21 protein-coding genes are annotated in these 21,300 nt (G+C 65.5%); 8 read left to right on the top strand and 13 right to left on the bottom strand.

All coding sequences use genetic code 11. From position 1 onward, the window contains the following. The 3 genes from ASD47_RS27755 to ASD47_RS26810 form a co-directional block, all read left to right on the top strand. The coding region (locus ASD47_RS27755; protein ID WP_235526049.1) for an RHS repeat-associated core domain-containing protein at positions 1 to 611 on the top strand (611 nt) is incomplete at its 5' end. After that, a complete protein-coding gene (locus ASD47_RS26815; RefSeq protein ID WP_156402366.1) occupies positions 601 to 936 on the top strand; it encodes a hypothetical protein in 336 nt (111 codons plus the stop codon). The genes ASD47_RS27755 and ASD47_RS26815, both read left to right, overlap by 11 nt. Positions 937 to 1,472: 536 nt before the next feature. Continuing rightward, a complete protein-coding gene (locus tag ASD47_RS26810; RefSeq protein WP_156402365.1) occupies positions 1,473 to 1,769 on the top strand; it encodes a hypothetical protein in 297 nt (98 codons plus the stop codon). A gap of 235 nt (positions 1,770 to 2,004) precedes the next feature. On the opposite strand, the gene ASD47_RS21240 is transcribed toward ASD47_RS26810, so the two are convergent. From ASD47_RS21240 to ASD47_RS21220, 6 genes are all read right to left on the bottom strand, one after another. Next, the gene (locus ASD47_RS21240) at positions 2,005 to 2,634 is read right to left on the bottom strand and encodes a hypothetical protein (RefSeq protein ID WP_056760952.1); all 630 of its coding nucleotides are present in this window, start codon (positions 2,632 to 2,634) and stop codon (positions 2,005 to 2,007) included. Positions 2,635 to 3,018: 384 nt separating this feature from the next. After that, positions 3,019 to 3,162 (bottom strand): hypothetical protein, encoded by a 144-nt coding sequence (locus ASD47_RS26805; RefSeq protein ID WP_156402364.1) that lies wholly within the window; start codon positions 3,160 to 3,162, stop codon positions 3,019 to 3,021. Positions 3,163 to 3,524: 362 nt separating this feature from the next. Further along, the gene (locus ASD47_RS26800) at positions 3,525 to 4,442 is read right to left on the bottom strand and encodes a calcium-binding protein (protein WP_162251696.1); all 918 of its coding nucleotides are present in this window, start codon (positions 4,440 to 4,442) and stop codon (positions 3,525 to 3,527) included. After that, entirely contained in the window at positions 4,327 to 5,922 is a 1,596-nt protein-coding gene (locus tag ASD47_RS21230; protein WP_056760947.1) for a hypothetical protein, read from the bottom strand. Before ASD47_RS21230 ends, ASD47_RS26800 begins: the two co-directional genes overlap by 116 nt. A gap of 725 nt (positions 5,923 to 6,647) precedes the next feature. After that, on the bottom strand, positions 6,648 to 8,834 hold the full coding sequence (locus tag ASD47_RS21225) for a 3-hydroxyacyl-CoA dehydrogenase NAD-binding domain-containing protein (protein WP_056760945.1): 2,187 nt from the start codon (positions 8,832 to 8,834) through the stop codon (positions 6,648 to 6,650). A 19-nt stretch (positions 8,835 to 8,853) separates the two neighbouring features. After that, positions 8,854 to 10,059, bottom strand: a complete 1,206-nt coding sequence (locus ASD47_RS21220) for an acetyl-CoA C-acetyltransferase (RefSeq protein WP_056760942.1) — start codon at positions 10,057 to 10,059, stop codon at positions 8,854 to 8,856. Positions 10,060 to 10,140: 81 nt separating this feature from the next. On the opposite strand from ASD47_RS21220, the gene ASD47_RS21215 reads away from it, so the two are divergent. Continuing rightward, positions 10,141 to 11,073: a hypothetical protein gene (locus ASD47_RS21215; RefSeq protein ID WP_056760939.1), complete on the top strand. Its 933-nt coding sequence runs from the start codon at positions 10,141 to 10,143 to the stop codon at positions 11,071 to 11,073. Positions 11,074 to 11,081: 8 nt separating this feature from the next. On the opposite strand, the gene ASD47_RS21210 is transcribed toward ASD47_RS21215, so the two are convergent. The 4 genes from ASD47_RS21210 to ASD47_RS21195 form a co-directional block, all read right to left on the bottom strand. Continuing rightward, the gene (locus ASD47_RS21210; RefSeq protein WP_056760935.1) at positions 11,082 to 11,444 is read right to left on the bottom strand and encodes a hypothetical protein; all 363 of its coding nucleotides are present in this window, start codon (positions 11,442 to 11,444) and stop codon (positions 11,082 to 11,084) included. Continuing rightward, entirely contained in the window at positions 11,444 to 11,827 is a 384-nt protein-coding gene (locus ASD47_RS21205; protein WP_056760933.1) for a hypothetical protein, read from the bottom strand. Before ASD47_RS21205 ends, ASD47_RS21210 begins: the two co-directional genes overlap by 1 nt. Before the next feature lie 58 nt (positions 11,828 to 11,885). After that, positions 11,886 to 13,676 carry an acyl-CoA dehydrogenase C-terminal domain-containing protein gene (locus ASD47_RS21200; RefSeq protein ID WP_056760930.1) on the bottom strand — a complete coding sequence of 597 codons (1,791 nt, stop codon included), beginning with the start codon at positions 13,674 to 13,676 and terminating at the stop codon, positions 11,886 to 11,888. A gap of 103 nt (positions 13,677 to 13,779) precedes the next feature. After that, positions 13,780 to 14,259, bottom strand: a complete 480-nt coding sequence (locus ASD47_RS21195; RefSeq protein ID WP_035075726.1) for a MerR family DNA-binding transcriptional regulator — start codon at positions 14,257 to 14,259, stop codon at positions 13,780 to 13,782. A gap of 190 nt (positions 14,260 to 14,449) precedes the next feature. Here ASD47_RS21195 and ASD47_RS21190 point away from each other — a divergent pair, with 190 nt between their 5' ends. Then, complete coding sequence (locus tag ASD47_RS21190) at positions 14,450 to 15,085, top strand: helix-turn-helix transcriptional regulator (RefSeq protein WP_056760926.1); 636 nt, start codon at positions 14,450 to 14,452, stop codon at positions 15,083 to 15,085. 6 nt (positions 15,086 to 15,091) lie between these two features. On the opposite strand, the gene ASD47_RS21185 is transcribed toward ASD47_RS21190, so the two are convergent. Both ASD47_RS21185 and ASD47_RS26795 read right to left on the bottom strand, forming a co-directional pair. Next, the gene (locus ASD47_RS21185; protein ID WP_056760923.1) at positions 15,092 to 15,301 is read right to left on the bottom strand and encodes a hypothetical protein; all 210 of its coding nucleotides are present in this window, start codon (positions 15,299 to 15,301) and stop codon (positions 15,092 to 15,094) included. 186 nt (positions 15,302 to 15,487) lie between these two features. Next, positions 15,488 to 15,847 carry a hypothetical protein gene (locus ASD47_RS26795; protein WP_156402362.1) on the bottom strand — a complete coding sequence of 120 codons (360 nt, stop codon included), beginning with the start codon at positions 15,845 to 15,847 and terminating at the stop codon, positions 15,488 to 15,490. 524 nt (positions 15,848 to 16,371) lie between these two features. Between ASD47_RS26795 and ASD47_RS21175 the strand changes: the two genes are divergently transcribed. The 3 genes from ASD47_RS21175 (at position 16,372) to ASD47_RS21165 (ending at position 19,900) form a co-directional block, all read left to right on the top strand. Continuing rightward, on the top strand, positions 16,372 to 17,004 hold the full coding sequence (locus tag ASD47_RS21175; protein ID WP_056760918.1) for a GntR family transcriptional regulator: 633 nt from the start codon (positions 16,372 to 16,374) through the stop codon (positions 17,002 to 17,004). 458 nt (positions 17,005 to 17,462) lie between these two features. Continuing rightward, complete coding sequence (locus tag ASD47_RS21170) at positions 17,463 to 18,134, top strand: lasso peptide biosynthesis B2 protein (RefSeq protein ID WP_056760916.1); 672 nt, start codon at positions 17,463 to 17,465, stop codon at positions 18,132 to 18,134. Continuing rightward, positions 18,134 to 19,900, top strand: a complete 1,767-nt coding sequence (locus ASD47_RS21165) for an asparagine synthase C-terminal domain-containing protein (RefSeq protein WP_056760913.1) — start codon at positions 18,134 to 18,136, stop codon at positions 19,898 to 19,900. Before ASD47_RS21170 ends, ASD47_RS21165 begins: the two co-directional genes overlap by 1 nt. Here the strand turns inward: ASD47_RS21165 and ASD47_RS21160 are convergent. Then, positions 19,813 to 21,186 (bottom strand): S9 family peptidase, encoded by a 1,374-nt coding sequence (locus ASD47_RS21160; protein ID WP_056760911.1) that lies wholly within the window; start codon positions 21,184 to 21,186, stop codon positions 19,813 to 19,815. The two genes, ASD47_RS21165 and ASD47_RS21160, sit on opposite strands and share 88 nt — an antisense overlap. Between the last annotated feature and the right edge of the window lie 114 nt (positions 21,187 to 21,300).

Raw genomic sequence — 21,300 nt, 5'->3', positions numbered from 1 at the left:
ACAAGGCTCGCGCCTATTCCCCGACCCTGGGACGGTTCATGCAAACCGACCCCACGGGCTACGATGATGGCCTCAACTGGTACGCCTACGTCGGCAATGATCCGATGAACAAATCGGATCCGACTGGGGAGGATGCGTGGGAGGTCGCGCTTGGTGTCGGCCAAGTGGTCTTTGGTGGAGCTTCGGTTGTTGGCGGCGTTGTCGCGGTCGGACTTGGTGCAACTACCGAGGTGACGACGGTCGGTATTTCGACGCCAGTTTCTGTTCCACTGGTCGGAGGCGGCTTGGCGGCGACGGGCCTGGGCGCTGTTGTTTTCAAGCAGGGCTTGGACAATATTAAGAATGGCCTAGGGCCCGATGGTGCGACATCCAACGATGCTCGAGGCCTTAAGGGTGGCCAAGGGAAAGGGGAGCGCGGCGAGACGCGCAACCCAGATAAGTCCGGCAAGCACACCCGGCCCGACCCAACAAAGCCGGGCAACACGATCGTGAACCGGCCGGGAGCAATGCCGTACTCTCGTCCCGCTCGTCCGGGAGACAGGGGCTACGTAGATAGAACCCCGCCCCCTGTTCCAACGATCCCTAAAGGGAAAAAGAAAAATGAAGAATGAAATGTTTTTTGATGAGGAGGCGCAAAAGGATTTGATGAGCGCGGCGGTTCGCCTCTACGAGGCGGATATGTACGATCATTGCATGATTATTTTGAACTTGTTGATAAAATCTGGATTGAAGGAAGCCTACGTTCTGGCTGGCCACTGCGTATCTGCAGGCCAGCCCGAAGTATCGGGCGGCATTTCAAATGCGTATTACGAAGCGGCTTGTGAGTTGGGAAGCGCTGTTGGCTGCTATAACTTGCATCTTAATTATCAGCAATCAGATGAGTCTCGTTCAAAGGTGTATTTGGAGAGGGCGCGGGCACTTGGATGGGTCGATTGAGGATTTAAAGCTATCTTAGCTCGGGCGTGTATAGGGTTTCTGCACGCTATTTTTGTCGGAAGTCAGCTCGAGAAGTTGAACCGGGACAATGACCGAGGAGGGGGAGCCCCGCGCTCGTGCGTGCGCCTGGAGGTCGTCCACACCATCATGTCAGCTCGCGCGACGCGGAAGGCGCCATCTGGATTAACCTATCAATAAATGGCGTCGTCGGTGGCGCTATTGTCGTGGACAAAGCCGATCTCAACCGCGAGGCTTACCTATCGATCCTGTTGACTAGTCGTGCGCAATACAAGCCAGTAATCTTCCGGCTAGCCAAGGGCAACGGCGTTTGCACCGCGACTAACTATGACCTCACGGGCATCTGCATACCTTGACCTAACGGACTGTCGAAGAAATTTAGAGCGCCGCTGGATTGGCATCGCTCACTCGCCATGGTAGAGCTTCCTGTGCGCACCCTATGTGCGGCCTAATGGGGGATTTTGGTGCGCATCCTTAGCCGCGTTGTCGGAGCTATGCTCTGTGTGAGTTTGCTTTGCATGGCTCCCGCCGCCCAAGCCTCTGATTCCACCGGCGGCTATATCACCGATGTACTGATTTTCGCTGATGGAACGGTGCTGTTCAATCATAGTGGACAACGCAGCGCTCCGCCCGCCTGCGGAGCAGGGCTGAGCACACGGTGGGCCTTCAAGGCAGCCGATGCTGCCGGTCAGGCTCGCTTAGCGGCCTTGTTGTCGGCTGCCGGTATGAACAAAAAGGTCGATATTGTTGGACTGGGCATCTGTTCCGTCTGGGGCGATACCGAGTCACTCAACTATTTCGTGGTAAAGTTCTAGGCGCTATAGTTGCCGTCCAAACAGCCAACGGGGAAGGCGGAAGGATGCTGACAGCTTGATCGCGCCGGCGTAGGCGCTGGATGCGATCTGTCGCCACGGGCAGGAGCCCTTACGCGTGCCCGGCCCTTCAAGCGTCACCGGTTTTCGCCAAGTTGATCTTCCCGCGAGAAGTGGACGCGATTAAGCCGCTCTGCGTTCTGAACCGCTCCTTGATGTCGAGCGCTCGTCTGGCGGATCAATCCCAGCCCTTGACCTTCTTCTTCTTGCCCAGGGCGAACAGCCCGGGATAGGGGCCCTTGCCGGAGCGATAGAGGCACCAGTCGTCATCCTTCTTGCAGTCGCCGTCGAAAGCGGCCTTCTTGTCCGGGTCGATCGCCGCATACAGCGCTGGACCGTTCTTGTGCTTGGCCCCCAGGGCCTCGGCGCAAGCGTCGCGCTCGGCCTTGGCCAGCTTGACCACGTCTGCCTCCGTACAGCCGCTTTGGCGCGTGGCCTGACGCAGGGCCTCGCCGCCGCCGGTCAGGGTTCCCCGGGCGGTGAAGCCAGGCGGGGCGACGATGGTGCCTAGCGCACTGGGGGCGGCTGCCAGGGGCGAAGGCTTGATCGGCGATACGAACGGCGGTGGAGCGGCGCGCGGCGTCGGCACATGCAGCGGCGCGGACTGGGCGTGGGACGCCGCCGGGCGCTTCGCCGTATGGGACCTTTCGGGCGTGAAGAGCTCGACCACCACGCTTCGCGGTTCGACCACGACAGGCGGCGCCGGTATGGCCTTGAGCAGGGCCCATCCCAGCAAGCCATGAAAGGCCAACGAGGCCGCGCCGATCGCCAGACGGCGTCTCCGCCGAGACGGCCTTGTCACGGGCATGGCGGTCTTCCTGGCGTCCCTCGAGACGATCGCGGGCGACAAGGTCGGTCCAGCCGGGGTTGGTGGAGGGATGTCAAGGATTGGCTGGATCTCACCCGATCAAGCCCTAGCGATGCGGTGCGGCGGGACCATGGCCGCGAGAAGTCGAGCTTGAAACGAATGCGCCTCCTGCCGTCTTGCCCTTGAACGGACGTGGTCCGTTACAACGCGTGCCTCGCGGACGCTTGGCGGCGTCGGCTAGTGGCCTTGAGGCGGTTGGCAAAGGCTCTGGCAGGCAGTGTTAGTTGAGGATCAGGCGATCCAGCCCTGGTAACCTCCGAAGGCTGGCTCCTGAATTAGGGGTTCGCACGGCGGCGAGGGCCGTTCGCGCGTTCTCGGCCGCGCTTAGCCGAGCAGCCGGACGCCGGCGACGATGCCGGCCCAGGCGGCGAGGTTGAGCGCAAGGAAGCCGATCCGGCTCCAATTCACCCGGGCTTTCGGCGGCGGCGACATCGCGACCAGGTCACGACCCGAGGTGATCGTCGTCATCTTCGTCATCCGTACTGCGATCCGGTCAAACCGGTCAGTGTTCAAGGTTCCTTGATTTCCCACATTGAGCTTAACGGTGGGCGTAGATATAGGGTTTAAAAGTCATTAAGGATGTTTCGCTCGGGCCTGGGCCGAAGTCTATTGTCCTCAGGCCGGGATTTTTGGAGCTAACCTTAGAAGGCGTCCCCGCGTGACACGATCGCCTTTTGCAGACTTGCTGGCCCGTTCGTAAGACCAGACTGCGCCCGGCAGATAGGTAGGTGACGGTGCGCTCGACAGACGAAGAGGCTGTTCTGAACGAAAGGACCGCCGGGCTACTCGCCCGGCGGTCCATGAGTTTCCTGAGCCGCTGCGCGCGGCGGCTATAGAATGAAGTCGGTGCTGTGCAGCGACGTCACAGAGAGCTGGATCGAGAAGTCGGTGAGGCCATCGCCATTAACGTCGGCCTGGACCACGACGCCGCCCGTGACCACGCCGTAGCGAAGTTCGCCGGCGACATGGTGGAAAGCCTCCTGACCGATGAAGGCGAAGGGATCGTCCACCCCGCCCGCGACGGCGTCGATAGCGGACAGGTCCATGCGATCGCCCTGGCTGGTCGAGAAGTCGGTGATCTTGTCGACGTCGCCGGCCTTGTACGGACCGAAGACGAACAGGTCTGCGCCGGCGCCACCGGTCAGGACGTCCGAAGAGGCTCCACCCGCCAGTTTGTCGGCGAAGGCGCTTCCGACCAGGGTGTTGGCGAACTCCGAGCCGGTCGCCGTGACGCCCGCGCTGGCCGCCGTGGCGTCGAGGTTCTCGAAGCCGGAGACATAGGCCGAACCACTGACGACCTGGTTCGTCGTAAAGGTGCTCAGGTCGACTATCGCGCCGACCTTGAGGATCAGCGTGTCGCGTCCCGAACCGCCGTTCATCGAGGAGTCGGCCGCGTCGTAGACGATCTTGTCATCGCCGGCCTGGCCGAGAATCTTGTCCACGCCCGCGCCGCCGTCGAGGAAGTCGTTGCCATTACCGCCGTCGAGGGTGTCATTGCCCGAGCGGCCGCTCAGCGTATCGGCCCCGTCGCCGCCGAACAGGGTGTCGGCATAGGCGCCGCCCGTCAGACTGTTGTCGTCGACCGAGCCGGTGAGCGAGACTGCTCCCGTCGCGGCCGAGGCGTCGACGTCTTCAAAGCCCGTGACGACCGCGCCGCCGACCATCTGGTCGGCCGTGGCGGACAGATCCACCGCGGCGGCGACATGCAGCACCAGGGTGTCGTGGCCGTCGCCCCCTTGGACCGTCAAGGCCGTCCCGTCGTAGACGACGCTGTCGTCGCCCGAGGTGTCGGGCAGCGGCTGGGGTTGCTCCGCGGGTTGTTCCGCAGGTTGCTCCGTGGTCGGCTGCGAGGTGGTGGTGGTTACGTTGGACCCTTCCACGTGCATGGTGGTCAGGAGGCCGTCGGCGCCTCGGGTCTGGACGTTCAGGTCGAGGTTGTTGATGGTCAGCGAACCGGCGCCCGAGACGACTTCGGATCCCAGCTCCACCGAGGCGACATAGTCGTTTGAGGAGACGAGATTCAGGCCCTTGAGCGTGGTCAGGATCCCGGCGATGTCGATCTGGCCCTTGGGCGTATCCTGGTCGAGGACGACGGCGGTCCTGGGCGCCGAAGGCGTCGAAGTCGCCCTTGTGCACCCAGACCATGACCTCGGTCGTGACGGTGGAGGCGCCGCCGTTGGGGGTGTCGGTCAGCCAGATGTCGAACGACACGTTGAAGCCGCCGGTGTTGCCCTTGTAGCTGACGTCGTAGTCGGCGGTCAGCGCGGTCAGGCTGCTGACCTGGGCGGGCAGGACCGTGGTGATGTCCGAGGCCTTGTGGCCGCCGCTCATCGGGGCAGGACCGAAGATCACCTCGGGGTAGGCGCGGATCGTGTGCGCCGGGTCGGTGGTCACTGGGAACGACCAGTTGAAGGTCGTCTTGGCCGTCATGTCCGAGGCGCTGTAGACGCTGTCGACGGCGTAGTCGGTGCCGTAGACGAGGCTGCCAGGGTTCCAGACGTTGTTGAGCACGTACCAGCCATGGGCCGTCCAGGCCGCGCCGGGACCCGTCAGCTGGGCATAGCCGGCGGGAATGGCGGCGGGGGCCGCCTTCAGGCCGAAGTCGTAGGCGGTCAGGCTGGAGAGCGCCGTATCGCGAATGACCAGGCTCTCGCCGTTGGCGAAGCTGAACTTGACGTCGGCGCCGTTCTGGGTGGCCAGGGTCTGCAGCTGGGCGAAGCTGGTCACGCCATAGCCGCTCAGCTGGATGACGTCGCTGCCGGGCTTGAAGTTCAAGATCGCGTCAGAGCCGTTGCCGGCCGCGACCTTGAACAGGTCGCCATGCGCGCCGCCAACCAGCACGTCGTCGCCGGCCAGGCCGTTCAGGGTCGCGCCGACGGTTCCTGCTACGATGATGTTATTGAGGGCGTTGCCGGTCCCTGCGGTCGAGCCGGCTGAGTTCAGCAGCAGGTTCTCGACGTTGGCCGACAGAGTAGCCGCGCCCCAGAACCGGGCGTCGACGGTGTCGACGCCTTGATTGGCGTACTCAACCGCGACCGAGGTTCTGTCCCACAGGTAGTAGGTGTCGTCGCCCGCGCCGCCGATCAGCGTATCGCCGCCCGAGCCTTGGAACACGTCGTTGTTGGCGGTCCCTACCTGAGTTTCCTTGGCCGAACTCTGGGCCGGCCAGTTGTTCGGCGCCGCCGAAAGGAAAAGTTCGACGCCCTTGGCTGTGAAGTAGCGAGTCATGTGTCTCTCCGTGGCGAGGAGAGATCAACATTCATCGGTTAACGAGTGGTACAGTGGAGCTATTTGGATAATGTAGGCTCAAGTATAAAAAATAGGCATTTTGCCATAACGACGATTTACCAGAGACGAGTGCGACATAACGTCCTACGTTACTTAAAAATACAATCAGCGATGGTGTCTGAGATCGACAAGATTTTTTCGACCCCAAGTCTTTTCTTGTTGCGCCGTCTGTTCTTTAGAGGGGGCGTTCCAGGAAGACACCGCAGTCAAGGGGCCGCTTGGCGTTACATGCGGCCAGGTTCGTCACAGACTAAAACACCCATCTTTGGCGCCGCAGCAAACCTGATCCTGGAGCCCCGACCGCCGAGGATTGGATTGCGTACTGCTGAACCAGACGAGCTGCCGCGGCGCCTGTGTTCGAAGGCGGCGTCAGGAGGCGTATCCTGGAGAAGCGAGCGCGCGCCCGAGGAGTCGCCTGGCGACAGGTCGCTGCGAGGGCATTGAAGGAAATAAACCCTGATGGGGTCGTCCTATGAATTCTCAATTGTTATACACTTATGCATTATGAGAATATCTTCAGTATCATGAGATAAAGTTGCTGAGCCTATTGGGCGGCTGTGGACCGGGATGGGCGGATCCGGAACATCACTCCTGGCGTAGATCCAAATAAAAAGGGCTCGCCTTAATCGGCGAGCCCTTTCCAGAGTAAGAAATCGACGAGCGGCTTAGGCTGCCGCGCGCTCCTTGGCCCCGAATCGGCCGTAGAAAGTCTCGCCCTTGGCGGCCATGTCGCGCAGCAATTGTGGCGGCGAGAAACGCGCGCCGTGCTTCTGCGCCAAAGCGTCGCAGGCCTTAACAAATTCGGCTGCGCCCAGGCCGTCGATCAGGCTGATCGGGCCGCCCGTCCAGGGCGCGAAGCCCCAGCCCAGGATGGCGCCGACATCGGCCTCGCGCGGATCGGTGATCACGCTCTCTTCGAAGCAGCGGGCGGCCTCCACGGCCTGGCGATAGAGGAGCCGAGTGCGGATCTCCTCGATGCCGACCTTGTCGACCTCGGCGATCCTGACCGGCGCCAGGTCGGACAGGCCTTTCCAAAGCACCTTGGGGCCGTTTTCCGGATAGTCGTAGAAGCCCTTGCCGTTCTTGCGGCCATAGCGGCCCTCGCCCTCGACCATCTTCTCGATGATCGTGGTGAAGGGACGCTCCTCGTACTTGTCGCCCAGGTCCTTCTTGGTCTGCTGGGCGATCTTGTAGGAGAGGTCCAGCGCGACGTCGTCGTGCATCTCCAGCGGACCACGCGGCATGCCGGTGGCCCGGCCGACATTGTCGATGATGGCCGGGGCGTAGCCGTCGGACAGCAGTTCCATGCCTTCCTGCACGAAGGTGCCGAAGCAGCGGCTGGTGTAGAAGCCGCGGCTGTCGTTGACGACGATCGGGGTCTTCTTGATCTTCAGGACGTAGTCGATCGACTTGGCCAGGGCCTCCTGGGAGGTCTCCCCGCCCATGATCAGCTCGACCAGGCCCATCTTGTCGACCGGCGAGAAGAAGTGGATGCCGATGAACGAGGCCGGCCGAACCGAGGCCTTGGCCAGGCCGGTGATCGGCAGGGTCGAGGTGTTGGAACCGAAGATCGCGGTGTCGGCCAGTTGGGCCTCGGCCTTCTTGGTCACCTCGGCCTTGACGTCGCGGTTTTCGAACACGGCCTCGACCACCAGGTCGCTGCCCTTGACGCTGGCGTAGTCGGCGGTGGGGTGGATCAGGGCGAGGATGGCCTCGCCCTTCTCCTGGGTCATCTTTCCTCGCGAAACGGCCTTCTTGACCAGGCCCTCGGCGTAGCCCTTGCCCTTGTCGGCGGCTTCCTGGGTCTGGTCGATCAGCACCGTCTCGATGCCGGCCATGGCCTGGACATAGGCGATGCCCGCGCCCATCATGCCGGCGCCGAGCACGGCGACCTTCTTGACGTCGTAGTGCGGCACGCCGGCCGGCCGGCCCGAGCCCTTGCCCAGTTCCTGCAGGGACAGGAACAGGGTGCGGATCATGCCCTTGGCCTGGGGCGACATCAGCGTCTTGAGGAAGTAGCGGGTTTCGATGCGGATCGCCGCGTCGAACGGCACCTGCAGGCCTTCATAGACGGCCTTCATGATGTTCAGCTGGGCGGGATAGTTGCCGTAGGTCTGCTTGCGCAGCATGGCGTTGCCCATGATGAACACCTGGCTGCCGCTGGCCGTGTAGGGGCCGCCGCCGGGGATCTTGAAGTCCTTCTTGTCCCAGGGCGCGACCGCGTCGCCTTTGGTCTTGACCCAGGTCTTGGCCGCTTCGACCACCTGGTCGGCGGGAACCACCTCGTGCACGACCTTGAAGCCCAAGGCCTCGGCCGGCTTCATCGACTTGCCCTCCAGCAGGAAGGGGGCGGCGGCCATCACGCCCATCAGGCGGGTCAGGCGCTGGGTGCCGCCGCCGCCCGGCAGCAGGCCGACCTTGGCCTCCGGCAGGGACAGCTGGATCTTCGGATTGTCGGCGACCACGCGGTAGTGGCAGGCCAAGGTCATTTCCAGGCCGCCGCCCATCGCCAGGCCGTTGATCGCGGCGGCGACCGGCTTGCCGCCGGTCTCGAGCGCGCGGAAGGCCTTGTTCAGGGCGAAGCCGGCGTCGAAGGCCGCCTTCAGGTCGCCCGAACCGAAGCCGCCCTCGGCCCCGCCCAGTTCGCCCAGGTCGGCGCCGGCGCAGAAGCCGGTGGTCTTGCCCGAGGTGATCACCGCGCCCTTGATGGCGGCGTCGGACTTGAGGGTCTCGACCACTTCGCCGATCTCGCGGATCACCGAGGCGGTCAGGGTGTTCATCGTGCGGCCGGGCACGTCGAAGGTGACCAGGGCGATGCCGTCGCCGTCGACCTCGATCTTGAAGTTTTCCATTGTCGTTGGTCCTTGGATCTTAGACGCGTTCGATGACGGTGGCGGTGCCCATGCCGGCGCCGACGCACAGGGTGATCAGGGCGGTTTCCTTGTCCGAGCGCTCCAGCTCGTCGACCATGGCGCCCAGGATCATCGCGCCGGTGGCGCCCAGCGGGTGGCCCATGGCGATGGCGCCGCCGTTCACGTTCATCTTGTCATGCGGGATGTTGAGCGCCTGCATCATGCGCAGGACGACGGCGGCGAAGGCTTCGTTCAGCTCGTAGAGGTCGATGTCCTTGACCTCCATCTTCAGCTTCCTGAGCAACTTCTCGGTGACCAGCGACGGACCGGTCAGCATGATCGAGGGCTCGCTGCCGATCGAGGCCGCGCCCTTGATCCGGGCGCGGGCCTTCAGGCCCAGGGCCTCGCCCATCTCCTTGGTGCCGATCAGCACGCCGGCGGCGCCGTCAACGATGCCCGAGCTGTTGCCGGCGTGGTGGACGTGGTTGACCTTTTCCACCTGCGGGTAACGCTGGGTGACCACGGCGTCGAACGCCATGTCGCCCATGCCCTGGAACGAGGGGTTCAGCGACGCGAGGGTCTGCATCGTGGTGTTCCCACGCACGGTCTCGTCATGGTCCAGGATCGTCAGGCCCAGCTGGTCTTTCACGGCGATCACCGAGTTCTTGAAGCGGCCGTCGGCCCACGAGGCGGCGGCGCGCTTCTGGCTCTCGACGGCGTAGGCGTCGACGTCGTCGCGTGAGAAGCCGTACAGGGTGGCGATCAGGTCGGCCGACACGCCTTGCGGGGCGAAATAGGTCTTGAAGGCCGAGGACGGGTCGGTGGGCCAGGCGCCGCCGTCGCTGCCCATGGGCACGCGGCTCATGCTCTCGACGCCGCCGCCGATGGCCAGCTGGGCCTCGCCCGAGGCGACCTTGGCCGCGGCCATGTTCACCGCTTCCAGGCCGGAGGCGCAGAAGCGGTTGATCTGCACGCCGGCGACGCTCTCGGCGTAGTCGGCGGTCAGCACCGCGGTGCGGGCGATGTCACTGCCCTGTTCGCCGACCGGGGCGACGCAGCCCAGGACGACGTCGTCGACATACGAGGTGTCCAGGCCATTGCGATCGCGCAGGCTTTCCAGGACCTGGGTGGCCAGGGACAGGGCGGTGATCTCATGCAGAGACCCGTCCTTCTTGCCCTTGCCGCGCGGCGTGCGCACGGCGTCGAAGATGTAAGCGTCGGCCATTTGATGGCTCCTTCCTGCGTAGGCTTGGAGGGTTCGTTAACCAAAAGAGCGTCTGATTCCGGGGGTTTGGAGATCAGGACGATGACGGCAGCCGAGCACTCGACGGACGTGGCCCACCCGGTGGTGAGCGACTTCATCGCGCGCGGCTATCATGTGTTTGACGGCGGTGTGGATCCGGCGGCGGCGAGCGCCCTGCTGGCCAAAATCCGCGCGCTGCGGACGTTCGACGCGGACCTTTTCCTCTCGGAAGCCGAGTTCGACGCCGACCCGCAATATATCGGGGTGAACCCCGCGCCCGGCCGCAACCTGCTGGAGCGGTTCGAGGACGACCTGGCGTTCGTTGAGACGGACCCCGCGATCGTCGCCGCCCTGACCGCCCTGCTGGGCGACGGCTACGAGATCCTGCTCAAGAAGCTGATCTGCGGCGTGCCCGCCAGCGTCGTGCCCGATTGGCTGAAGGCCCGTATCGCCGGCAATCCGGTCAACAACCTGGGCGCCTATGTGAAGGCCCCGTTCCGGGACATCACCTATTTCTACGGCATCGACTTCCATCAGGACCTGATCGACTACAAGGACCGGGAAGCCGACTTCATCACCCTGTACGTCTACCTGCACGACGTGGGGACGCACGACGCCCCGCTGTTCCTGCTGGAGGACAGCCACATGCTGGGTGGGACGCTGTTCCCACACGACCTGACCAAAAACGAAGTCGGCTGGCTCTATCGTGACGGGCGCGGCCATGAGGTCCAAACCCGGCAGCACCTGCTGACAGGCAAGACGGGCTACGCGGCCATGTGGCATGCCTGCACCCTGCACGGCACCCAGCCTGACGCCGCCGACAACGAGCGCCTCTCCCTGCGCTACCTGATCGCCCGCAAGCCGGGCTTGGCGGCGCCGGGCATGGACGCGGTCAACGCCACCCTGCTGGGGCCGCTCAGCCTGGAAGCCACGCGCCAGGACCTGGACGCGCGGGGCGCGGCCCAGATCAAGGCCAACAGCGTCAACAAGGCCTAGGGGCTGGATCACTTCCAGCTTCCGATTGGCGATTTGGCGATTGGCGCGCAGGCCAGACCTCGGGCCGTGGCCTTGGCGCTGTAGGTCACGCGATAGCCGAACTCAGGCGCAGGCAGGGCGCAGGCCTTGAACCCTGGCGTGGTCACCGACAAGGCCCAGTCGGCCACCTTCGAGCGCAGCAGGTTGTTGCACTGGTCGACATTGACCTTCAGCGGCAGCTCGAAGTCGCCTGGCGGTTTGGAGCCGGGCCGCTTGGACACCAGCCTGCCCGTGAAGAACAGCGGGCGAGGACCGGCGGCGCGGACGCAGACGACCGCCGAGCGGCTGTCGGCGGCGACCTGGGCGGGCGGCGGGGCGACGGCGATCAGCATCAGCGGGTCTCCTTGCAGGTCAGCCGGCCAAACAGGCTCTTGCGATAGATGAACGTCAGGCGCTGGCCAGGACGGGGCGGCGCCGTCACGCGGCAAAGGGCGTCGCCGTGGCGGTCAACGGGCAGGTCGCCGGCCGCCGCCGGCTGGCCCGACCAGACCACCATCTGCGGCTTGGCCAAGGAGAGCGCGTCGAAGGTGGCGCAGCCGGTCTGGCCGGCGGCGACGACGGGAAACGGGATCTGCGCCACCGGTTCGCGATAGGTGAGGCTGGTCCCCGACAGCTTGGCCGAGGTGGTCTTGAAGCGGCCGTCATGCACCAGTCCGTGCGCGGCCGTGTCGGTCGCGTTGGTCAGGCACAGGACGACGGCGGCTTCAAGCAGCATGGCTAGAACGCCCTCGCGATCGAGCCGCAGCGGTCGATAACGTCGAGCACGCCCATGATCAGAAGGCCTCCGCCGGCAGGGCCATCAGCGTCTCCGAACCCGTCTTCAGCTTGGCCAGGTGAGCGCCCGCGTCAGGCAGGATGCGCTCGATGAAGTATCTGGCCGTGACGACCTTGGTCGTGAAGAAAGGATCCGTCGAGCCGGCGGCGATCTTGGCGTTGGCCGCCTTGACCATCAGGCACCACATGTAGGCCAGGCCCGTCAGGCCGAAGAGGTGCATGTAGTCGGTCGAGGCAGCCCCGGCGTTGTCGGGGTTCTGCAGGCCGTTCTGCATCAACCACATCGTGCCGTCCTGCAACTGGGCCTTTACCCCGGCCAGGGCGTCGACGAACGGCTTCAGCTCGGCGTCGCCGTCGTTCTCGCCGACGAACTGGTCGATCTCCTGGAAGAAGGTCATCACGCCGCGGCCGCCCTTGGAGGCGAGCTTGCGGCCGACCAGGTCCAGGGCCTGGATGCCGTTGGTGCCTTCGTAGATCAGGGCGATGCGCACGTCGCGCAGGTACTGGCTAGCCGGGAAATGCTCGGTGAAGCCGCTGCCGCCGTGCACCTGCATGGCGTCCGAGCAGATCTTGAAACCCTTGTCGGTCAGGTAGCCTTTCAGCACCGGCGTCATAAGGCCCATATAGTCCTCAGCCTTGGCGCGGACGGCCTCGTCGGGATGGTGGTGGGCCAGGTCGCCGTGCAGGGCGGTCCAGAACAGGAAGGCGCGGCCGCCTTCGATCAGGGCCTTGCTCTCCAGCAGCATGCGGCGCACGTCCGGGTGGACGATGATCGGGTCGGCCGGGCCGTCGGGGTTCTTCGGGCCGGTCAGCGAGCGGCCTTGCAGGCGGTCCTTGGCGAAGGCGGCGGCGGCCTGGTAGGCGGCCTCGGCCTGGGCGATGCCCTGCAGGCCGACCCCCAGCCGGGCCTCGTTCATCATCACGAACATCAGCTTCAGGCCGCTGTTCTCCTCGCCGATCAGCCAGCCCTTGGCGTCCTCGTACTGCATCACGCAGGTGGCGTTGCCGTGGATGCCCATCTTCTCCTCGAGGCCGACGCACTTGACGCCCTCGTTGCGCTCGCCGACCGAACCGTCGGCCTTGGGCAGGAACTTCGGCACGATGAACAGGCTGATGCCCTTCACGCCGGCGGGGGCGCCCTCGATACGGGCCAGCACCAGGTGGACGATGTTGTCCGACATGTCGTGCTCGCCGGCGCTGATCCAGATCTTCTGGCCGGTGATGCGATAGCTGCCGTCGGCTTCCGGAACCGCCTTGGTGCGCAGCAGGCCCAGGTCCGTGCCGCAGTGCGGCTCGGTCAGGTTCATGGTGCCGGTCCATTCGCCCGAGATCATCTTGGGCAGGTAGGTCTGCTTCTGGGCGTCGCTGCCGCCGGTGTGGATGGCCGAATAGGCGCCGTGAGCCAGGCCCGGATACATCGAGAAAGCCATGTTGGCCGAGCTCGACATCTCGCTGAACGACAGGTTGACGACGTGAGGCAGGCCCTGGCCGCCGTAAGCGGGATCCGAGCCCAGGCCTGTCCAGCCGCCTTCGCACAGCTGCTTGTAGGCTTCCTTGAAGCCATCCGGCGTCTTGACGGTGAAGTCCTTGTTCCAGATGCAGCCCTGCTTGTCGCCGACGCTGTTCAGCGGAGCCAGAACCTCGCCGGTGAACTGGGCGGCGGCCTCGAGAATCTGCTCGACGGTCTCGAACGGCGCATCGGCGAAGCTGGGCAGGGCGCCGTGCTGATCGATGTCGAGCACGTCGCGCAGGATGAAGGCGTGATCGCGAACGGGCGGCTGGTAGGTCATGAAGCGGTCCTGGTCAGTCGGATCGGGGAATGGCGGGTCGGGGAGGAAAGAGGCGGCCTTCGCGCGTCGTTCCGGTCTTGAAGGAACAGCGCGGATCTTAGGTCTACTTGCCCAACGCGGCGTCCTGGTGACCGTCAAGCCGGGCGCGCAGCACCTGGTCGTAGTCGGCGGCGCGAGGCAGCAGGTCCGGGCGGATCTCGGCCAGGCGCTTTTCGAGGCGGGCGCACGCTTCGCGCAATTCGATCAACGCCCCATCGATGTCCTCGCGCTGCTGCTCCAGCGCGGTGGCGCGCTCGCGGAACTTCTTCAGCGATCGGGCCATCTGGGCCGCGCCGTCGTCGTTCTCGTCATAAAGGTCCAGCAGTTCACGGATCTCCGACAGCGACAGGCCCACACGTTTGCCGCGCAGGATCAGCTGCAGACGGACGCGGTCCTTGTGGGAATAGACCCGGTTGAGGCCTTCGCGCGCGGGGGTCAGCAGGCCCTTGTCTTCGTAGAAGCGCAGAGCGCGCGGCGTAGCTTTGAACTCGTTGCACAGCTGGCGGATTGTAAAGGTGCGTTCCGGACGTCGCAGGTCGGCCAACATTTGAACCCTCCCTGGGCAGGCCCGGCTTCTGCGGCCGAGCCGGTTGGTTATCGCCGATCACCATATGCCTGAGACAATCTGTCGTCAACGTTTACGTAAACGTCAACTTGGTCGCGGGTGGTTAGGTTTACTTTCCTAGGTCGGAGGCATATTTTCCGGGACCTACGCGGCCAGGAAGCAGCTCGCCATGTCGTCTCTGTCGCATGCAAAAATCTGGACCGCGATCGACGCCCTGGCCAAGCGGTTGGACATGAGCCCTTCGGCCATGGCCAAGATGGCGGGGCTGGATCCCACCAGTTTCAATCGCTCCAAGCGCGGCGAGGGCGGCTCGCGGCCGCGCTGGCCATCGACGGAGAGCCTGGCCAAGGTGCTGGAGGCGACGGGGGTCGGGTTCTCGGAGTTCGCGGCCCTGACCGAGCGGGCGCCCAAGCCCAATCCCCGGGCCGTGCCTCTGATCGGGTTCGCCCAGGCGACGGCCGAGGATGTCTTCGACGAGACCGGCGCGCCGCTGGGCGCCGCGTGGGACGAAATCGATTTTCCGGGTTTGGTCGACGAGGGCGTCTACGCCCTGGAGATCGCCGGCGACGCCTTGGCTCCGGTCTTTCGCGACGGCGACCGCATCCTGGTCTCGCCGTCGGTCGAGCCGCGTCGGGGTGACCGGGTGGTGGTGCGGACCACGGGCGGCGAACTGCTGGTCAAGGAACTGGGCCGGGTCACGGCCCGCAGCGTTGAACTGGCTTGGCTGAACCAGACCGCCGGGGACCGGACGCTGGATCTCACCGAGGTGGTCTGGATCGCCCGCATCCTGTGGGCCAGCCAGTAACCCGGATCAGGTGCGCGGGCAGTCCGCGTGCTTGCTTTGCAGCCAGGCGGTCAGGTCGCCTTCCCAGGGCGCGTCGCACGAGATGTCGACCCGGTAAGACGCCCAGTTGTCGTTATGGGCGGCCTCGACGTGCGCGGTAGGGAACTGGGTGGCCAGTTCGCCGAGCAAAGAGTCGAATTCCGAGCGGTCCGAAGGGCGGAGGGTGAAGCAAGCCATGAGACTAACCTTGGTTCTGATGAAACCAGACTAGGCTACAAAGTGCGGACAGACCCTTAACCGGCAGTTCAGACTCCGTTCATCTGTTGGGTCATGGTGTCGCAGGGCGGAAGTTGGCTCTGATTGTCAGTGCATCGGTGGCCAGCCGACGCGTCGACGGTGGCTCGGGCGCGACGCGAGATGAATTCATCGAGTTGAGCCGTCTGCGTCCTCATCGCCATCCACTTCGTCTTGGCGGCGACCATCCTCGGGGACCGGACCGAGCCTGGCGGGGTCGAGGGTTTGGGGCGGCTGATCGCAATCAGGATGATGGCCGCCGCGCGCCAAGAGGGCGTCGCTTTCGGCCTGGGCGGCCAGCGCCTCGGCCGCCAGCGTCTTAAACATGGCGCGATAGGCTCTGGCCCATACCGTGGTCTCCAGGCGGGCGATCGCTGGCCCCGTCTCCTCGACGAAATCCTCCAGCGCGATCATGTAGGCCAGCATGGCCTTGTTCTGCGCGACATAGGCGGCGAACTCCGGATGGCCGATGTGCACGGCCGCCAGCACCCCGATCGGATCACAGTCGATCGCTGGCCCAAACCTCATGACATGGCCGATGTTAAGCTGCCCGCCGCCGGCCTCGAAATGCTGGTAACCGCGCAGCGAAAGGCCTAGCGCCCTGGCCAGGTCGCGGGATGTCGCGGGCCGGATCTTGCGAACCGCCCTCAGGGCGCGCGAGAGGAGCTGACCGCGCCGTTTGTCGTCTGAGTCGCTATCCCTCATCAAATCCACGCTTAAGCAATCTACCTAGGGTATAGCAAGGCCCAGGCGGCAGGCGAAAGATCCTGTCGCCGCGTCGCCTGGCGTCGGCGCATGGATCCGTCGCCCAAGGTGAGTCCGCGCGTCGCGTCACGCCAGCAAGCATTGTGCAGATCTTGACGCGCAATATATTTGCGTCGTTGCGCAATATTCCGGCGCAATACCGTCCACCATGTCTCCTTCTCCTTAGGTTGATCTCTAATGATATTGCGACTATTTGTGAATTGGTGACACGCTGTTGTTTCGCTCAGCGCGTAAGTGTGGAGAGTCGCGTGAAGGGCCGTGCGTCCGGAAAGCCAAGAGATCCCTTCAGCGCCGCGCTCGACGCCCTGAAGGCGGAGCTAAGAAACGGTCGTCTTGTTCTTGGTGAGCCGCTGACGATCACCGAATTGGCCCAGTCGCTTGGCCTGTCGGCGACACCGGTGCGCGAGGCGCTCTCGCGTTTGGCCGGAGCGGGGCTCATCGAAGATCGGCGCGGACGCGGCTACGTCGCGCCCCGCTATGAGGTCTCCGATCTTGAGGAGCTGTATGGTTTGCGGCGGCTCTATCTGGACGAAGCGCTGAAGGCCGGCGAAATGACCGATCCTCCACCAGGGCCTGAGACCACGGCCCGGCGGGCGTCAGCGGGCAACCAACTCACCGATCTGCTCGATTGGATCGCCGCCCAGGCCGGCAATCGGGCCCTGTTCGACGCCTATCGCCAAGTCAGTGACCGCCTGGCGCCGGCGGTGCAGGTGGAGGGTCAGGTCTTCGCCCTGGCGGAGGACCTCGCCGGCCTGCGAGCCGTGCTGACCGAGCGGGTCAAGTGCTCGGCGGTATTGGTTGATTTGCACGATGCGCGGCGGCGACGCGCACCGGATTTAATACGCGCGATGCGGGCGAACGCAAATATATCGTCGTTATAGCTGCAATATACTGCCAATGCGGAACCGGCGGTGCGCCTGATGGGATGCCGCAATAATGCGGCTTACCTCCTGAAGGAGCGTGTCATGACCAAGACCCGCAAGTTCCAGCTCGTTCGTGTCGGCGACGCCAAGGTCCTTACCCGTGGCGAATTCGGCGTCGGCGCGGAGTTGGCCACCATGCACAAGGACGAGGGCTGACCTCAGGACCGCCGGCCCTCGCCGGCGGTCCCGGGCGGCCATCACGGCCGCCCGTTCCTTCAGGACATCCCGTCAAGGAGACGACGATGACCAAGCAAGCCAAGACCCGCCTCGTCCGCCTGGGCGACGCCAAGCGCCTGACCAAGGGCGAAATCGGCGTCGGCACGGAGCTGAACGGCCGGGTCGAGCCGCAAGGCTGAACGGGCCAAGACGCCCGACCGGGCCAGCCGCCACAAGGCTGGCCGCTGGGCGGCGCCGGCATGCCGGCGCCGCCTTTCCTGGGGGATCGCCCGCTGTTCCTGTCATCCACCACCCACCTGGCCACGATCGGGGACGACATCGTCGTGCTCGATGCGCGGACCAACGCCTATTACTGCCTGCCCGCCGCGGCGGCGGCCGTGCGCGTGGAAGAGGCCGGAGTCGCCTTCGACGATTGCGATCTGGCCGAGCAGTTCGCACAGGCCGGCTTGCTGACCGATCGGCCGCCGCCGCCCAATCCCTCTCCAACACCGCTTCCGTCCCAGGACCTGGGACTGCGCACGGCCGAGCGTGTGCGGCTCGGCGACCTGGCCCTGATCCTCGCAGCCTGGCTGACGATGTTTGTCAGTTATCACCCGGTCGCCTTCGATCGCCTGGTGCGGCGCGGGCGTGATGAGGGCCAGGCGCAGGGGCCGAGCGAACCGACGCAGGAGGTCAAGCGCCTGGTGGCTGCTTTTGAGAGGGTGCTGCCGTGGCTGCCCTTTCAAGGCGTCTGCCTTTACCGCGCCTTTCTGCTCAGGCGGATCCTGCTTTGGCGGGGCCATCGCGCGCGCTGGGTGTTTGGCGTGCACACCTGGCCCTTCCAGGCCCACTGCTGGCTGCAGATCGGCGAGGTGGTTCTCGACGACGCCGCCGATCGCCTGGCCAGCTTCTCACCAATCATGGAGGTCTGATGGACGGTTTCGTCGTGGAGGGCCGCTTTGGCTTTCTGGGCGCGCATGCGCGCGTTGATCCCGCTCCGCTGGCGGCGGCGGGCTGGCGGGAGGCGCGCACGACGCCGCTGACGCGTCTCTTCGTTCGCAACGGCCTTGAGGTGCGCGACACCGCGCGCGGTTGGATCGTCGGCGCGCTGTTCGAGCGCGGGTCAGGCCATCAGGCCTCGGGCGCGCCCGCCGCGCTCCAGGATCCGCACGAACCGATCGAGGTCCTCTGCGCAAATCTGGTCCGTTTCTACTGGGGGCGGTACGTGGCCATCTTCCCGGCCGAACGGGCGGTGCTGCGTGATCCATCAGGGCATCTGGAGTGCCTGACCTGGAACACCAAGACGGGCTGGGCGGCCGGATCGGCCCCGCCGCAGGCGCCGCTGCCACCCAGCGCCGCGCCTGCCGACCTGGCGATCGACTGGTCGGCGATCGCGGGCATCGTCGCCGGCCTCCCGACGGCGCTGCGACGCGTTCCGCTGCACGGCGTCGAGGCGGTCCTGCCCGGCGAGCTCAGGGGGGGCGGCGCGGCGGCCAAGAGCCAGTTGATCTGGAATCCGGCCGCCTTCGCGCGGCAGCCGCCCGCGTCGTACGAGGTCTCGCGCCGCGCCGTCGTCGACGCGGTCCATGAAAGCCTCCTGGCCGAGCTCGCCTCGGATGATCGGTTGCTCGCCGAGATATCAGGCGGACTGGATTCGGCGATCGTCGCCTCGAGCCTGGTCGCCCATGGCGGCCGGGACAGGACGCGGTTCGTGCATTTTCATGTCGCAGACCCCGGCGGCGACGAACGCGCCTATGCCCGGCAGGTCGCCGACCAGCTCCAGGCGGATCTCCTGGAGATCGTAAAGCCGGAACTGCAGGTCGACGCCGACATCCTGGCCGAGGTCCCCGTCGGCGTGCGGCCCTCGAACAACGCCGCCGATCACCACTACGACAGAGCCATGGCCGCCCTGGCCCAGCGGTCGGGCGCGCGCCGGATCCTGACGGGACAGGGTGGCGACATGGTCTTCTTCCAGAGCCCGTCCCGGCAGGTCGCCGCTGAACTGTGGGGACGCTGGCGGCGCCTGCCCCGCGCCGATCCGCTTTGGCGGCAACTTGAGTGCGCCGCGCGCTGGAACCGCTGTTCCACCTGGTCTCTGATCGGCGAAGCCGCGCGCGAGGCGTTCAGCTCCCGAAAGACGATCGTCAATCCTCATCCCTGGCTTGCCACGACCGTGGCCCCCGCCAAGCAGCGTCAGCTCGAGAGCCTGATCCGGTCGCAGGTCTTTCATGGCGCCAGCCGTCGGGGCCGACAGGCCGCCCTTGTCCATCCGCTGCTCAGCCAGCCGGTGCTGGAGGCGACCCTGGCCGCACCGGTCATCGATCTCGCGCGGGGCGGCCGCGGCCGAGGCCTGGCGCGCGACGCCTTCGCGCACCAGATCCCCGTTTCGGTGCGCGAACGTCGATCGAAGGGGGTGCTGACCCCGTACTACGGCCGGATGATCCTTCGCAGTCTTGGGGCGCTGCGGCCCTTCCTGCTGGATGGGCGGCTGGCCGGGGAGCGCGTCCTGGACCGCGCCTTCGTTGAGGCGATGCTCGATCCGGACAGACTGATCCACCAGGGCGACTATCCCCGCCTGTTCGAGACGATCGCCCTGGAGGCCTATGTGCGTCACTGGGAGGGTCGGTCGCCTTCGGCGGCCGCCGGCGTGGACGGCGCCTCCAACCTGTCGGCCAGCCAGGGCAGAACCTCGGCGTAGATGGCGCGCAGATTGGCCGGGCTGGCCGGCAGGTGACGTTCGCCAAACAGGGTCAGCAGGGTGGCGTCCTTGTTCTGGCGGTAGAGGGCATTGAACATCGCCTGCCCCTGGGCCAGGGCGACATAGTCCTGGTCGCCGTGAATCAGCATGATCGGCGTGGTGACCCTGTCGGCCTGGAACAGCGGGCTGTTGCGTCGGTAGCGCTCGGGGTCTCGCCACGGCGGACCTTTCAGGCCGCCCTGACCGGTCTCGTTGAAACCCATCTGGTTGGGCGTCGGGCCGCCGCCGTCCGACGCGGTGAGCATATACGGATCCGTCGAGGCCCAGTTGGCCACGAAATCGGACGGCGCGGCCTGGGCGATGATCGCTTTGAACCGGTGGGTGTGGGTCGCGGTGACCAGCGCCGCATAGCCGCCAAAGCTGTGTCCCCACAGCGCCAGCCGGTCAGGATCGGCCAAGCCCTGGGCGAGGACCGCGTCGACGACGGCCAGGATCTCGTCGGCCAGGCCTTCGCCCGGTTCGCCGCGGCTGCGATCGCGTGGCAAGGCCGGAACCAGCACGGCGTAGCCCTGGGCGGCGAGCAGGGGCGCACTGGGAGTCAGGTTATTGGTTCTCAGCGTGAACCGATAGGGAAAGGTCTGCGGCGCCGAACCCGGATAGGGCACCACGATCAGGGGCGGCTTTTGGCCAGGACGCCAGGCTGGCGGCAGAAGCACCCAGCTCTTGAGCATCTGGCCGTTGGCCGCGCGGCTTTCGATAACGCGCACCACGCCCTGGTCGAGCTTGGCCAGGTCGGCGTTGACCGTGATCAGGGCTCGTTGCCGGCCCTGCTCGACGATGCCGATCGTCGCCACACCGCTGGGCGCGCGGGACTCGAAGACCGCACCCAGGCGGGTGACCGCAAGGGGTTTAGCATCCGGTGGAAGCCTGACGAGGTGGCCGGCCAGATCTCCGATCCCAGAGTCAGTGAGCAGCCACGGGCTCTTGGCGCGCAAGACCGCCGACCTTTGTCGAATTCCGGCGGCGACGGCGGAGGGGCGCAGCCAGGCCGAGGCCCTCAGGTCGGTCTGCGTGGCCCTGCCGCTGACGCCGATCCGCCAGACCCGCCCCTGCGCGAGGGCCAGCATCGCGGCGTGACCAACGATCGCGATGCTGTCGGGGCGGCTGGGCAAGGCGCTGGTGAGGTTGATCGGCTTGTCCCGCCCTACGTTATACCAGTCGCCGCGCGAAGCTCCGGCCACCTTGCCGAGCGCGATGGGGCGTGGTCCCAGCCAGTCGGCGCGCACCCGCGCGACACCTTCGGACCGAGGCTGTGTGAAAACACCGCCAAATCGGCTAGAATCCTGATGCTGGAGTAGCAGTCGGGAGGTGGAGTTGAGCCGCTTCGTTGAGGGTTGTGA

This window comes from Caulobacter sp. Root1472, assembly GCF_001426985.1.
Lineage (GTDB): Bacteria > Pseudomonadota > Alphaproteobacteria > Caulobacterales > Caulobacteraceae > Caulobacter > Caulobacter rhizosphaerae.
Note: the sequence above shows the minus strand (reverse complement) of the source record. Positions and strands in the feature narration are given on the sequence as shown.